This window comes from Rhodococcus sp. Leaf225 (genome assembly GCF_001426145.1).
Lineage (GTDB): Bacteria > Actinomycetota > Actinomycetes > Mycobacteriales > Mycobacteriaceae > Rhodococcoides.
Map to the genome: position 1 here is coordinate 803,304 of NZ_LMRN01000009.1, position 15,586 is coordinate 818,889.

At 67.2% G+C, this 15,586-nt stretch carries 7 protein-coding genes; 1 reads left to right on the forward strand and 6 read right to left on the reverse strand.

Annotated features, from left to right (window positions below; genetic code table 11):
• Nucleotides 1–14 precede the first annotated feature (14 nt).
• Nucleotides 15–824, reverse strand: coding sequence for a class I SAM-dependent methyltransferase (locus tag ASG69_RS08120; protein ID WP_056441815.1), 810 nt, complete (start codon nt 822–824; stop codon nt 15–17).
• A gap of 10 nt (nt 825–834) precedes the next feature.
• Nucleotides 835–2,532 (reverse strand): wax ester/triacylglycerol synthase domain-containing protein, encoded by a 1,698-nt coding sequence (locus ASG69_RS22100; protein ID WP_156380459.1) that lies wholly within the window; start codon nt 2,530–2,532, stop codon nt 835–837.
• Nucleotides 2,533–2,682: 150 nt separating this feature from the next.
• Between ASG69_RS22100 and ASG69_RS08130 the strand changes: the two genes are divergently transcribed.
• Nucleotides 2,683–11,169: a non-ribosomal peptide synthetase gene (locus tag ASG69_RS08130; RefSeq protein ID WP_162246743.1), complete on the forward strand. Its 8,487-nt coding sequence runs from the start codon at nt 2,683–2,685 to the stop codon at nt 11,167–11,169.
• A 49-nt stretch (nt 11,170–11,218) separates the two neighbouring features.
• Here ASG69_RS08130 and ASG69_RS08135 read toward each other — a convergent pair whose 3' ends face one another.
• From ASG69_RS08135 to ASG69_RS08150, 4 genes are all read right to left on the reverse strand, one after another.
• The gene (locus tag ASG69_RS08135) at nt 11,219–12,091 is read right to left on the reverse strand and encodes an ABC transporter permease (protein WP_235578881.1); all 873 of its coding nucleotides are present in this window, start codon (nt 12,089–12,091) and stop codon (nt 11,219–11,221) included.
• The gene (locus ASG69_RS08140) at nt 12,067–12,876 is read right to left on the reverse strand and encodes an ABC transporter permease (RefSeq protein ID WP_056441824.1); all 810 of its coding nucleotides are present in this window, start codon (nt 12,874–12,876) and stop codon (nt 12,067–12,069) included. The genes ASG69_RS08135 and ASG69_RS08140 overlap by 25 nt, the downstream gene beginning before the upstream one ends.
• Entirely contained in the window at nt 12,873–13,883 is a 1,011-nt protein-coding gene (locus ASG69_RS08145) for a daunorubicin/doxorubicin resistance ABC transporter ATP-binding protein DrrA (RefSeq protein ID WP_056441827.1), read from the reverse strand. The genes ASG69_RS08140 and ASG69_RS08145 overlap by 4 nt, the downstream gene beginning before the upstream one ends.
• A gap of 183 nt (nt 13,884–14,066) precedes the next feature.
• Nucleotides 14,067–15,494, reverse strand: a complete 1,428-nt coding sequence (locus tag ASG69_RS08150) for a wax ester/triacylglycerol synthase domain-containing protein (protein WP_082544323.1) — start codon at nt 15,492–15,494, stop codon at nt 14,067–14,069.
• Nucleotides 15,495–15,586: the final 92 nt, after the last annotated feature.

Consider the following 15,586-nt stretch of genomic DNA (forward strand, 5'->3'; position numbering starts at 1 on the left):
GGTGGCGCGGGCGGCTAGTCGAACTGGACGAGCACCATGTTCGGTCGAGCAGACTTGATGATCGGCCATTGCGCCATCTTCAACGCGATCGGGGAACTCCAGAGGAGTCGACCGCTACGAGGCATCATCTCCTCGACCGAGGCGATGCCCGGGATGGTCGAGAGGAAGGCGCGGGCCTCCGCGACGGTGAAGTGCGTCGGCATCGGCGGCACTCGGTAGTCGTCCGTCAGCTTCAGCCCGCTGATCGTCTTCTTGCTGAACCACTTCGGGATCGAGTCGAACGCGAGCTGACCGCCCGGGAACCGGGCGGCGAGATCCGCGACGAGGTCGCGCACCTCGTCGAAGGTGAAGTACATCAACAAGCCCTCGGCGCTGACGAACGTGGGGACACCCGCCGGAACCGCGTCCATCCACGTACGGTCCAGTGCCGACAGCGCGACGTTGTGGACGTTGTCCGCCTCCGGCAACAGGGCCTCACGCATGTCGATGACCGGCTGCAGGTCGACGGTGTACCACGCCAGCGACGGGTCCTGGAGTCGCCAGTACGAGGTCTGCAGACCCTCGCCGAGGGCGACGACCACGGCATCGGGATGGCGCTGCCGGAACTGCCGGATCGCGTGATCGAACGCCACTGCCCGGACGGCTGCCGGCTGTGTGGGCTTGCCGAACTTCCCCCACGGATAGTCGATTCGCGAGTGGAGATCGACGGCGACCGGGTCGCTGAAGTCGCTGTCCGTCCGTGCCGCTTCCGTCGCGCGTTCGTTGAGTGTCCACAGCGTCGTGGTGGACACACCCTGCAGGTCTGCCTCGTAGATACCGTCCATGCCGTGGATTTTAAGTAAACGAACCGCCCGGTCGAGTCAATTCGGTGTAAACGTCTCGAAGTATCGCCAGATAGCGGTCCGGATCCGGCATCATCGCCTTCTCGACCGTGACCGTGAGGGCGAGAGAGTCGCCCACGGACGCGACGTGATGGATGAGGCCCATCCCGTCGACGGTCGGCATGGGCATGAACGCGCCGACGACGGGCGCCCCGAGCAGTGTCAGATCGTCCTTGCCGTGGGGCATGTTGGAGATGACCGTCGTCGCGCTGACAGCCGGCGGCGCGGGCCTCCGGATCGTGGCCAGGCGACCCAGCAGACGCGCCACCCCGGGCGGAATCTTCTCCATCGGACGAGGCTGCGGGGCCACCTCGCTGCTCCGCGTGAGCTCCTTCGCGTGTGACGTGGACTCGCGTATCGCGGCCAGTCGCGCGTGCGGATCCTCGACGTCGTTGTGCAGATCGACGTTGGCGAAGTGGGTCTGGTTCGCCGTGCCGCTGTCCCGGACGTCGTGAGTGTCGAGCGGCATGGTGGACCCGAACGACGCGCGAGGAAGATCGAGGTAGCGGTCCAGCGCGAGCGACACCATGGTCATCGCGACGTCGTTGATGGTGGCACCCGGAACGGTCCGCGAGATCCGACGCATGCCGTCGACGGACAGCCAGAGAACCCGTATCCACTGTTCGAGCTCGACACGGTCGTTGAACCGGGTGGTCGTGTACGCGGGGGAGGGCGTGGAATCCCGCCTGGCGTGAAGGCGCGACGCGGCCATCGACCACGCGAAGGACGCGTAACTCAGTGGCGCTCGAACGGCGGAGAGCATCAACGGCGGAATCCGGACCGACCGCTGATCGCCGCGGGGAAGTACCGACTCCGTTCGGTCGTCGGTGAACAGGGCTCGGACGACGGCGACGAGGCCGAGGCCGTCGGTCGCGGAGTGATGGGCCTTGACCACTGCGGCGCAGCAGTCGTCCGGGAGGCCGTCCACGCCGTGGATCCCGGTCAGGAAGTGCACCTCCCAGGCGGAGTCCTCGAGGTCCATCGGGGCGCTGAGCAGGTCCGCCAGAGCCGATTCGACGGGTTCCCAACCCGGATCCTTCACTGCGGTCACATGCACGTGCTGATCCATCGCGGGTGTGGGGTCGTCGATCCAGTAGGGGTCGCCGACGTCGCCGGGCAGGCGATGCAGTCTCCGCGTGAAGATCGGGGACCTGTCCAGGCGATTCGCCATCCATTCACGAGCCACTTCTGCGGTGAATGTTTGCGACGATTCCGCAAGATCGAAAATGCACACGTCGATGATGTTCGCCACTATTCGTGAATTCTCGGCGAATATGTTGAGGGCGTCACGTGGGGCGACGCGAATGCCCGACTCCGGTCTGAACCTCGTCGTCAACGCAATTCCTCCTGCAGTTATCGGTAATCGGTGCCGTTCCTCGACCTTACGCGCCCGCGGCGACTCGAGTCGATTCGACTCCGCGGGCGAAATCCAACCCGGTGGTGTGTTTCGACAATGTGTCTCCGGACGATGTTCGTGTACGCGCAGAAAAATGTGATGCACCCATTGCGGTAATGGTTTCGAGATGGGCGACAGGTAATGATCGGCGACGCGAACGTCAGGTTTTCGAGGATTGCACACAAAGATTTTCAGACCCGTTTTCGGGTGCGCGTGTCGGTGAGATCCCTGCTCGATCACCGAACTCCGTGTCATAGTTCGGGAAAACCGTCCTTGTCTGAACTTTCGGTATGTGCAACACTCGCCGTTCGATCGTGTGGCGAGCGCGCCTCGACGCCGAGCCTCGGTCGTCGGAGCCCGCGAGTCGAGTCCCGCCGTCGGCGGCTGTCGCAGGAGGTGTCGCTCGTGGGTTCGGTCGACTCAGCGCCCACGCCCGCTCGGGACGGCGCGAGCACCGGTCCTCGGGTCATCCCCCTCACTGCTGCACAGCGCGGGATCTGGTTCGCGCAACAGTTGTCCGGCAACGTTCCGGTGTCCATCGCCCACTACGTCGACGTCCACGGCTCGATGGATCACGCGGCACTCGAGCGAGCGATGATCGACGTCGGCCGCGCGTTCGGATCCGGATTCGTGCGCATCGTCGAGGTCGACGGTGTGCCCGGCCAGGTGGTCGACCTGGACACCACCGACGCGGTCACCGCCGTCGATCTGCGCCACGAGCCCGATCCCGTGGCGACGGCGCTGACCTGGATGCGGACCGAATGCGCCTCTCCCCTCGACATCACCTCCGACCGTCTGGTGGTGTCCCAACTCCTCCGGGTGGGTGACGAGCGGTACTTCTGGTACTGCCGGATCCACCACATCGTGCTCGACGGTTTCGGCGCGATGACCATGATCCGCCAGGTGGCATCGCACTATTCAGCCCTGATCGAGGGACGGGAACCGGCCGCCGTCGTGGCCGGCGATCTCGGTGCCATCCAGGCGGACGACGTCGCCTACCGGGAGTCCTCGCGCTTCCGGAAGGATCGTGAGCACTGGGCGGAGAAGTTCTCGACGCTCCCCACCGGGTCGTCGTTCGTCGATTCCGTCGCCCCCGTCGCCGTGCCGTGCAGATCGTCGTCCGGTGCCATGCCCGTCGACGTCGCCGAGGCGCTCGGCAAGGCCGTCGACTCCTACCGGAGCAGTACCGCGACCCTCGCCATCGCCGCGTTCTCCGCCTACGTCTCCCGCATGACCGGGGTGTCGGACGTGGTGCTGTCTCTCCCGGTCTCGGGCCGAACGAGCGCACTGCTGCGTCGGTCGGGAGGGATGGTCTCGAACGTCGTGCCGTTGGTGGTCACGGTCGACGCACGTGCGACGGTCGCAGACGTCGTCGACCGAGTGCAGCGTGAGCTCACCGGCGCGCTGCGCCGTCAGCGTTACCGGCACGAGGACATCAGACGAGACGCCGGCGAGCTCACCAACACTCGGGGCCTCTTCGGACCCACGGTGAACTTGATGCTCTTCGACAACGAGATCGTGCTGGGTGACACCCGCGGGTCCTATCACGTCCTCACCACCGGTCCGGTCGAGGACCTCGCGATCAACATCTATCCGGCGCCGGGCGACCGCGACGAGTTGCAGATCGACTTCGAAGCCAACCCGAACCTGTACGCGCAGAGTCACATCGATGATCTTCGTGGACGTTTTCTCGACTTCCTGCGACGGTTCTCCGAGGGTGGCGCGGACAGGACCGTCCTCGACATCGAGATGCTCGACCTGCACGAGCGGTCGGCTCTCGTACCGGCTCGCGGCGCGCCCGCCGTCATGGCCAGGCGGTTCGTCGACGTCCTGGACGACGCTGTCGCATCGGCGCCCCAGTCGATCGCGGTCGAGACCGTGCACAGCAGGATCACCTACGCCCAGCTGGACGCGTCCGCCAATCGCATGGCTCGACTGTTGATCGCGCGCGGAGCCGGCCCGGAGACGACGGTGGCCATCGCGTTGCCTCGATCGCTGCACTCGACTCTCTGTACGTGGGCGGTCGCTCGTACCGGAGCCGCGTTTCTCCCGATCGATCCCGCCCTGCCGGCCGCGCGCATCCAGCATCTGGTGTCCGATTCGGGAGCCATCCTCGGGATCAGCGATCTGGGCCGCGTCCACGATCTGCCCGGGTCGGTCGATTGGATCGCGGTCGACGCCGCCGAGACCGACAGAATGGCGTCGCAGTACTCCCCGGCTCGAGTCACCGATGCGCATCGGCGATCGGACATTCATCTGCACACACCGTCCTGGGTCGTCTACACCTCCGGATCCACCGGGCTCCCCAAAGGTGTGGTGGTGACCAACGGCGGTGTCGCCAACCTGACTCGCGACATCGCGCTGCGCCTCGACGTGGATCGCGACTCGCGAGTGCTGGCACTCGCGTCACCGAGTTTCGACTCGTCGCTCTTCGAGATGCTTGCCGCCGCAGGGCGTTCCGCGACGTTGGTCGTGTCGCCGGCGGACGTCTTCGGCGGTGAGGATCTGTTCGACTACCTCGTCGACAAGAACGTCTCGCACGTGACCATCACCCCGGCGGCGCTGGCCTCGATGGACCCGAACGGTCTCGACCACGTTCGACACATCGTCACGGCGGGCGAGGCTCTGCCGCCGGATCTCGCCGCACGCTGGGCGGACGACGGGAGTGGCGACGGGCGTCGACGCCGGCGGGTGTACAACGCGTACGGTCCGACGGAGATCACGATGATCAGCCATCTGTCTCCGGCACTCGAGCCGGACGCGCCGATCACCATCGGAGGGCCCATACGCGGTGCGCACTGCGTCGTCCTGGACAGGTGGCTGCAGCCGGTGCCGACGGGCGTCGTGGGCGAGCTCTACCTGGGTGGCCCGTCCGTCGCGAGGGGGTACGTGCGCGCCCCGGGGACCACAGCCTCTCGATTCGTGGCATCGCCGTACGACCCCGGTCTGCGGATGTACCGGACGGGTGACCTGGTCCGGTGGAACGCCGAGGGCGCCGTCGTCTACGTCGGCCGATCCGATTTCCAGATCAAGATCCGTGGAATACGCGTCGAACTCGGTGAGATCGACGCGGTCCTCTGCATGCACGACGCGGTCCGTTCCTCGGTGACCGTCGCGCATCGCCAGAGCGCGGGTGTGCTCCTACTCGCGTCCTACGTCGTGCTGCAGGACGGACACACCGTCGACCACGATCAGATCCATCGTTTCGCCGTGCAGAACCTGCCCTCGCACATGGTGCCCGCCTCGGTGCAGATCCTCGATGCGTTGCCGGTGACCGTGCAGGGCAAGATCGATCGGGCGCAGCTCCCGCAGCCCGTGATCGAGGTGCACGAGTTCCGCGCGCCGAGCATGCCCGTCGAAGAGATCGTGGCCTCGGTGTTCGCAGAGCTTCTCGGCGTCGACCGAGTGGGCCGTGACGACGATTTCTTCGCGCTCGGAGGGAACTCGTTGATCGCGACGCGCGCCGTCGCACGGCTGGGCAAGGCCCTCGACACGACCGTGACCGTGCGGACTCTGTTCGAGTCGCCGTCCGTCGCTGCTCTCGCGGCGCGCGTGCAGTTCGACGAGGTGCAGGAGCCGAGGCCCGCGCTGGTGCGTCGAGCGGAGTCCTCGTCCGATTCCCTCGCGGACGCTCCCCCGTTGTCCTACGCGCAACGGCGCATGTGGTTCCTGAACCGTTACGACCCGGCCTCCGTGGCGTACAACATTCCGTTCGCGGTTCGACTGGTCGGCGATCTCGATGTGCCCGCACTGCAGGTCGCGATGCTCGACGTCGTCGATCGGCACGAGTCGTTGCGCACGATGTATCCGGACACGCTGACGGGACCGGTACAGGTGGCGTCGATCGCCGAGTCCGTCGTTCCGGACCTCACCCCGGTGGACATCCGCGAGAGTGATCTCCCGCGCGCGATCACGGCCCTGGCGTCCCGTGCGTTCGACGTGACCGAGGAGGTGCCGGTAGCGGCTTCGCTGTACCGGGTCTCGCACGACACGCACGTTCTCGCGGTCGTCGCTCACCACATCTCTGCGGACGGTGCCTCGATGGCTCCGCTGGCACGGGATCTGATGACTGCCTACAGTGCGCGCCTCGGGTGGCATGCACCGACGTGGGCGCCTCTCACGGTGCAGTACGCCGACTACGCGATCTGGCAACGCCAGACCCTCGGCGACGAGAACGACCCGCAGTCGATCATCGCCCAGCAGGAGGCCTACTGGCGCAGCGCTCTCGCGGACATGCCCGACGAGCTTCCGCTTCCACTGGACCGGTCGCGACCGAGCGAACCGACGTACGCCGGGTCGTCGGAGAGCTTCTCCATCGATGCCGACCTGCACGCACAGCTCCTCGAGGTGGCGCGGGCGAACAGCACGACCCTGTTCATGGTGGTGCACTCCGTCCTGGCCGTCGTGCTCGCCCGTCACTCGGGTACCGGTGACATCACGGTCGGGACCCCGGTCGCCGGGCGCGGTGAGGCCGCGGTCGACGACATGATCGGAATGTTCGTCAACACCCTCGCACTCCGCACGCGCGTCGATGTGACCCGCACGTTCACCGATCTGCTCGCTCACACCCGAGAGCAGGATCTTGCTGCGTTCGCACACGCGGACGTGCCGTTCGAGCGACTCGTGGAAGTCATCGATCCGCCACGATCACGCTCGCGACACCCCATCTTCCAGGTCGTGCTGGCCTTCCAGAACCTGGGTCAGACGCATTTCGAACTCGCCGACCTGCGGCTCGAGACGCTCGAGTACGACCCGGGCGTCGTGAAGTTCGACCTCCAGTTCACCCTGGTCGATTCGGTGACGCCGCTGGGGGCGCCCGACGGTGTCGCCGGCACGATCGGGTACGCGACGGACCTCTTCGATCGAGAGACCATCACCTCGTTGGCGGACCGGTTCCTGACGGTGGCGCGTGCGATCGCGGCGGACACGGACGTGGCGCCGGCCGACATCGATCTCACCGGAGCCACGGAACGCGAGCGCGCCGCCGGACCGGTGGAACCGGAGGCCACGGGGGAGCAGTCGCCGTCCGTTCTGGCCCAGTTCTGGGCCCGGGTCGCCGAGACACCGGACGCACCTGTCCTCGTCGACGCCGCGGAGACGCTCACCTATCGGCAGTTCGCGGCGCGCGTCGATCGAACGGCCCGGGCGCTCACGGCGCGAGGCGTGGTTCCGGACACCGCCGTCGTCGTCGCGCTGCCGCGTTCAGTCGACGCGGTGGTGGCGATCTACGCGATCCTGGAAGCCGGGGGCGCGTACGTTCCCGTCGACCCGGCTGGACCGGACTCCGCTGTCGCGCAGATCGTCGAGACCGCGAACGCGCTCATGGTCGTCTCGACGGGACCGCTCGCGGCGACCGACCGCCCGACCGTCACGCTGTCGACACTCGCGGCGGAAGTGTCGGAGACGGGGGTGTCGGAAACGGGGGTGTCGGCTCCCGACTCCCGGCTGGACAGTCGAGTGCGCGGAGGGACCACCGCCTACATCCTCGTCACGTCCGGATCGACGGACACGGTGGAGGGCGTGGCCGTGCCGCATGCCGCCGTTCGGAGTCAGATCGCCCGATTCGCCGAGACGTACTCGATGACGGCCCGCGATGTCGTCCTGGCGAGAACCGCGATCACCTCGGACATGTCGGTCTGGGAACTGCTCGTGGCACCTGCGGTCGGCGGAACCCTGGTGATCGCCGACCCGCAGGGCGACGGGTCTCCCGACCATCTGATGCGAGCGATCGCCGCCCACGGCGTCACCGCCGTGTCGTTCGTCCCGTCCACGTTCGCGGCCTTCGTCGAGGTCGCGGACGAGTACGCCTGTCGATCACTGCGGATGGTTCTCCTCTCCGGAGAAGCGTTGTCGCGCTCCCTGGTGGAGGATTTTCGTGCTCGGTGCGACATCGATGTCCACAACCTCTACGGCCTTACCGAATTCACCGTGCACGCCGTTGCGCATCCCGTCGGGCGCGGCGAGCCGCCCCAGGTCCCGATCGGTCGGCCCGTGCGCGGAACGACCGCCCTCGTCCTGGACGGACGACTCCGACCGGTTCCCGACGGTGTCGTGGGCGAGCTCTACCTGGCCGGTGTCCATTCCGCTCGCGGCTACGTCGGCAGGCCCGAGCTGACGGCCGACCGCTTCGTGGCGTTGCCGGGACACGACGGCGTGCGGATGTACCGCACCGGCGACCTGGCACGGTGGAACCACGGCGGCGATCTGGAATTCGCGGGGCGTGCCGACCACCAGGTCACACTGCGCGGACTCCGTATCGAACTCGGAGAGGTGGTCGCGGCCGTGACTGCCTCGTCTCGGGTGGCCCGCGCCGTCGCCGTCGTGCGTGAGGATCGTCTGGTCGCCTACGTGGTGCCCAGCGTGGGTGCGACCGTCGACATCGACCTGGTGCGCGCCGACGCTGCACGCACCCTTCCCGCGTACATGGTGCCGGTGGTCGTCGTCCTCGACGCCCTGCCGGTCACTGCGAGCGGTGAGCTCGATCACGAGGCTCTGCCGGATCCCCGCGCGCGGGTCACGCGCTACCGCGCGCCCCGGACCCGCGAACAGACGGTCGTCGCCGATGTCATGGCAGAGCTTCTGGGTGTCGCACGAGTGGGGATGTACGACAACTTCTTCGCGCTCGGCGGGAACTCACTGCTGGCGACCCGTGTGGCCGCACGCGTGGGTGCTGCTCTCGGTGTGCGGGTGCCCGTGAAGGCGATCTTCGACACGGCGACGGTGGCGGAACTCGCCGGTGTTCTCGACGTGGATTCCTCCGGTCGTCGACACCCGCACGCGGGACCACGTCCGGACGTGGTGCCGCTTGCACCCGCCCAGCAACGCCTGTGGATCTCGAACCGGGTCGACCCGGGCTCGACTGTCTACAACTTGCCGCTCGGCCTCCGGCTGCGAGGACCGCTGGACGTCGACGCACTCCGCGCAGCGGTCGGTGACACGGTTCGCCGACACGAGACCCTCCGAACGGTGTATCCCGAGGTGGACGGAGTCGGTCGGCAGGTCGTCCTGGCCCCGACACCCGTGACGCTCGAACCAATGCAGGTGACCGAGTCCGATCTGCTCGCCCGCGTCGCCTCGGTGGCGACGACCCCGTTCGACGTCACCTCCGACGTCCCGCTCCGCGTCGAACTGCTGCGTCTCGGCGACGAGGACCACGTTCTGGTCGTGGTGATCCACCACATCGCTGCCGACGGCTTCTCCCTCGTGCCGCTCACCGTCGACGTGGTCACGGCCTTCGCGGCTCGAGCATCGTCGTCGGGTCCGCCGTCATGGTCGCCGCTCGACGTCCAGTATGCGGACTATGCGCTCTGGCACCGTGACATGCTCGGTGACGCAACCGATCCCGAGTCGACCATGGCTCGTCAGATGGAGTACTGGACGACCACGCTGGCCGGCCTCGGCGGCGAGCTGTCCCTTCCGCAGGACCGTCCCCGGCCGTCCGCCGCGTCGGGGGTGGGAGCGTCGGTCAGGGCGGAGATCGCCCCCGCCACGTTCGAGGGTGTCCGAGAGTTGGCGCGGGAACGCCGCGCGACGCCGTTCATGGTCGTCCATGCCGCTCTCGCAGTAGCTCTGTCGAGAATCAGCGGAGCCGCCGACGTGACGATCGGAACCGCAGTCGCCGGACGGGGTAGTGCCGAACTCGATCCCATGGTCGGGATGCTCGTGAACACGCTGGCCCTCCGACTGCGGATAGACGAGAACATGTCGATCGTCGACCTCGTGGACGATGCCCGCGGTGTCGCACTGTCGGCATTCGCGCACGCGGACGTTCCCTTCGACTCCGTGGTGGGCGCTGTGGGCGCACAACGCGGGTCCGGTCTCTTCCGGGTCGCGCTGGCGTACCAGAACACCGAACACTGGGAGATCGACCTCGACGGACTGCACGTGGACCGGCTCGAGAACCCCTTCGAACCGGCACAATTCGATCTGACCCTGACCGTCCACGATTCGCCCGGACGGCGGAGCCAGGACCCGATCGGCGTCGACCTGCTGTACGCGACGGACATCTTCGACGTGGACACGGCTCGCATGATCCTGGCGTCGTTCTCGTCCGTCCTCGAGGACATGATCGCCGATCCGGGACGTGCGGTCGCCTCCATCGCGATCGCCCCGCCCGATCAGCGAGCGGACGACGTCGCCGCGCCCGCACGCGACACGGTCGCGCACGGGGTCGACGTCCCTGTACGGGTCCTCGTCGCTCGATCTGTCGAAGCGGATCCCGGCGCCCCTGCCTACGCACACGGCGAGCGGGAGTCGAGCTACGCGGAGATCGATGCGCTGTCCAACCGGATGGCGAGGTGGTTGCTGCTCCGTGGTGTCGCACCCGGTGACCTCGTGAGCGTCGAGGTGTCCGACCCGGTGGGTCGCCTGTGCGCCGCGTGGGCTCTGGTCAAGGTCGGGGCGACGTGGACGACGTCGGGCGACGCGGTCGTCCTCACGGACCGCGTCGCGTACGACGGACCGTCAGGTCCTGTGACGTCGAGTGATCGAGTGACTGCGCCTGCCGTCCGCGATGCCGTCGTCACTTCGGACGGGGTGGTGACCAGCTACGGCGAGCTCGCGAGTGCTCTCGCCGAGAACGTTCTCGCGCTCGACTACGACTCGCGAGTGTTCGTGGACGCCGATGCTCCGCTCGCTCTCTACGTTCTCGCCGTCGTCGCGGCCGCGAGTGTGGGGGCGACGGTGGTCGGTGCCGACGTCGCCGACGATCCGACCCATGGGCTCGCGGAGGAATGGGTCACCCACGCGGTAGTGTCGGCTGCGCAGAGAAGTGCCCTGGTCGATGAGGAACTGGACGACCTCGAGCTGGTGGTGGTCCAGGACTCGTCCGAGGTGCAGACCCGACAGGACGGCACAGTCCGGGTCGTCTCCGCCGACGCTCTGCGGCGGTGACGCCGGACCCGGCCGCCGCCAGGTCGAGCGGCCGATCGCGGCGGACCGGTCAGGACGCCGCGGCTGCGCTGCGGTAACCGCGCACGGCGGGAACCAGGAAGACCACGAACAGGCCGACCGACCACAGCATCGCCTGGATCAAGGGCGACGCGACCGGACCGCCGAGCGTGAGTCCCTTCATCGCGTCCACAGCGCACGAGATGGGATTGTGCTCGATGAACGGCTGAAGCCACGTCGGGTACGCGCGAGTGGGCACGAAGCCCGAATTGAAGAACATGAGAATCGTGAACACCATGCCGACGACCTCGACGATGGGGAAGGTGGTGGTGACGATCGCCGCGGAGGTGACGAACACCGCGAAGCCCAGCCCGAAGGCGAGGGGTACGGCCATCGCGATGATTCCTGCCACGGGACCCTGGTCGAAGCGGTAGCCGAGGAGGAAGCCGACCGCGATGATGAGAGTCGTCGTGACCACGATGCGCGCGGTCTCCGCCATCAGGCGCCCGAGAAGTCCGGCGGCGCGGTGAACGGGCAACGTCTGGAACCGCGAGACGAGGCCGGCGGCTTTCTCGCGGCGGAGGCCGATCGCGCTCGCGAGTGATCCCGACATCGCGGCCACCATCGCGATCAAGGGGACACTGCCGAAGATGCTGTCCTCGCCCGTCGCGGACGACACGGAATTACCGAGCACCGTGCGCAACATCAGGAGGAACAGAACGGGGTACACGACGGCTTGGATGATGGTGAGGGGGTCTCGCCCCCACCGCCTCAGAAGCCGGCCGCAATGCAGTGCGCTCTGTGACCACAGCGCGACGGGGCTCGTCTCTTTCAGGACGCGATCCGGCTCGGGAAGGATCCGGAGGTCGAGGGCATCGCTCGTCGATGCGTCGGGTGCCATCATGACCGCCTGGTACTCGCCCACACGGCCAACGGTGCGAGAACGGCCATCAGACCGACGGCCCATGCCACGGCCGGCCAGAGCGTGGTCGCATTGACGCCGCCTTCTGCCATGTCGCGCATGGCCTTCGAGAACAACGAGATCGGCTGGTTACGCACGAACGGGCGGATCCACTCGGGGAAACCGGTCTCCGGCACGAAACCGGAGGACAGCATCCCGAGGATGAGCTGGGGGAGGGTCAGCGCCTGGCTCGTGGCTTCCGGCGATCGGGACAACGAGCCGATGGCGTCGCCACCCGTGGTGAGCGCCGCTCCGACGAGCAGCGCGAACAGTATGAAGACGATCGCGTCGTCGACTCCGGCCTGGAATCGGAAGCCGATGAGGGATCCGTAGACGAGCGCCGCCACCAGCGAAAGTGCCGCGTGCAGAAAATTCGCGGTAGTGCGCGCGAGCAGCGGAACCCACGGCGTGACCGGCATGGTCTGCAGGCGGGACGTCATGCCCGACTGACCTTCGACAGCGGAGCGTTGCGCGGCGGAGATGGCGGTGAACGCCATCGCCTGCAGGCAGATGATCGGCATGAGGAACTGCGCGTAGTCGAGTCCCTGGAACTGCATCACCAGCCGGAGCGGTAGGTAGAAGCCGACGGTGTAGACGGCCGGCGCGATGATGGCGATGAGCAAGCCACCGGATCGCACCATCGAACTGAGAGCGCGTCCGGACAGGCTGGACCACTGTTTGAACGCGGTGGGTTCCGGTGCTCGATGCCTCCTGCGCGCCGGTGAGGTCTCGCGTAGTTCCACGGTCACGACACGTCACTCGCAGCGGTGGGAACCTCGGAACGCGTGCCGGGTGACGCTTCCACCTCGCTGGGCCGGCCGGTGAGGCTGAGGAACACATCGTCGAGCGACGGACGACGTAAGCCGATGTCGGACAACTCGATTCCGGCCGCGTCGAGCCGCTTCAGGGCTTCGGTGAGGGTGGAAGGACCATTCGGTGCGGGAATGGTGAGACTGTCGGCCTCGAGATCCTCGCGGCTGAAACCCGGTGGCAGCATTCCGGCGAGGACGTCGGCTGCGCGACGCAGGTCCGCTGGGTCCAGCGGCACGATGTGGCACTGGTTGCCGCCGGTCATGGACTTCAGTTCGTCCGCTGTGCCGTTCGCGATGACACGGCCGCTGTCGATCACGATGATGCTGTCGCTCAGCACGTCGGCTTCTTCCAGATACTGCGTCGTCAGCAGAGTCGTGATGCCCTGCTCGCGGAGCGACGCGACGAGGGACCACACTGCTTTGCGGCTTCGCGGATCCAGACCCGTCGTGGGTTCGTCGAGGAACACGACCTTCGGACGGACCACGAGTCCGCACGCGATGTCGATCCGACGCCGCATTCCGCCCGAGTAGGTACGCACGGGACGGTCGCCCGCTTCGAGCAGGTCGAAGTCGTGCAGGAGATTCTCCGCACGTACGCGCGCCGCCTTCTTCGTCAGGCCCATCAGTCGTCCGAACAGCACGAGGTTCTCGCGACCGGTCAGGGCGTCGTCGATGGCCGCGTACTGACCGGTCATCAGAATGGAGCGACGAACCGCCGCCGGATCGCGCGCGACATCGTGTCCGGCCACGATCGCGCGCCCACGATCCGGCTTGATGAGTGTCGCCAGCACCTTGACGGTGGTGGTCTTTCCGGCCCCGTTCGGGCCCAGGATGCCCAGGATGGTGCCGGCCTCGACACTGAAATCGACGCCTTGCAGTGCGTCAACCGAACCGAAGGACTTGTGAACGTCCTCGACGAGTACGGCTGTGTCATCTGTAGGCATGGGTCTCCACTGTCGTCGGGCGAAGCAACTGTGAGAAGCCTCGAAGAACCGTCCGCGCGAGTGGTCCTTTCCCTGAACATCCCGCAAACCCCGCCCGATGTTACTCACCGAGGGTGAGACTCCCGTCTCCCGGCGCGGTAACCGTACGACTGTGGGCCGGGCGGTCTCGCCCGACCGCCCGATTCAGACCGCTGCCAGATTCCGACCCGTCGACGCGCGAAAGAGCTGGTCCAGCGCGTCGTCGAGACAGGCGATGTACCTGCTCACGTCCGGCATGAGGTCCCGGTGCGACACCGCGGTCAGGCACATCCGACGACCACTGGAGACCACCACGTGCGCGAGTTGCACGCCTTCGACGACGGGAAGAGGTGCGAAGACACCGACCACGGGCGCACCGAGCAACTCCATGGGATCCGGGCCGTAGGGGATGTTGGACACCATCAGGTTCGTCGGCGTGGTGTCGGGACGCGCCGGCCGGCGCGGCATCACGGCTGCCAACCCGGCCAACAATGGTGCGGGCGCCGAGAAGACCGGGTGTGTCGGGAGGTCGCGGGTGCGCGCGACCAACTCCGCCTTGCTGGACGCTGTCGCTGTCGAGATCGCCTGCAGGCGGGCCATCGGGTCTCGAACGTCCGTCGCGAGATCCGCTACCGCGATCGACAGGCGATTGGCAGTCTCGTCCTCCGCAATGGCCCTGATGTTCACCGGGAACGATGCACCGAGGGTGTCCCGCGGCATCTCGTCGCCCAGATACGACGACACCGCCAGAGACACCATGGTCATCACGACGTCGTTGACGGTCGCCCCGGGTACACGGGCCTTCACGGCACGGACCCGATCGAGGTCGAACCACGTGAGTCCGAACGTCATGTCGGGCGGTGTGTTCCTGTTGAATCGGGTGGCCGGGTACTTGTGCCCGGCCGGGCGGGCCGGAGAGCCCGGTCGCCGAGTGGCCACCACGCTCGTCCCCACCGCGCCGATGAGCCGGGCCGCATCCCTCGGGAGAGCCCGCAGTGCCGAGCCGATCGTGGGGACGGTGGACCGAGTCCTCCGGAACTGGTCGTCCGCATACGTCGACGTGTCCGAGCCTGCCGGTGCGAGGAGGCGATGGACGAGAGCCGCGGTGCCCATGCCGTCGATCGCACTGTGGTGCAGCTTCACCAGCAGCACGGTCCCGCCGTCCGGAACGCCGGTGACACCGCGAAGGCCGGTGACGAAGTGTAGTTGCCAGGCCGGGACCTCGAAGTTCATCGGTGTGCGCGAGGCGTCGATGACGCGCCGGCAGAGGAACTCGTGGCCACCCACTGCCGGTGCCGGGTGCACGAAGACGTGGTCGCCGACGTCGACGGCGCAATCGACCCAGTGCGGGAAGGCGAGGTGGCCGGTCACCGTCTGGAGACGGCGGGTGAACAGCGGGTGGGTGTCCAGGATCCCGGCGGCGAAATCGACCGCGTCGGCGTGGGTGCGGACCGACCGGGACGATCGCCCGGCGTCGACGACCACCCCGTGCACGATGGTGCCCGGGGTGCGGTCCGACTCGAAGAAGTAGTTCACGGCATCGCGCGCCGACATGGGCTCGCCCACGACTCGCTTCTGGTGGTCTCTCGACATGATCGCCCCCTCAGTCTCCCCGACCTGATGCAGGTTTAGATGCCCAAAGCATACCTCGAGAAGGTTTCGGAAGGAAGGAATTGGCGTCCGGT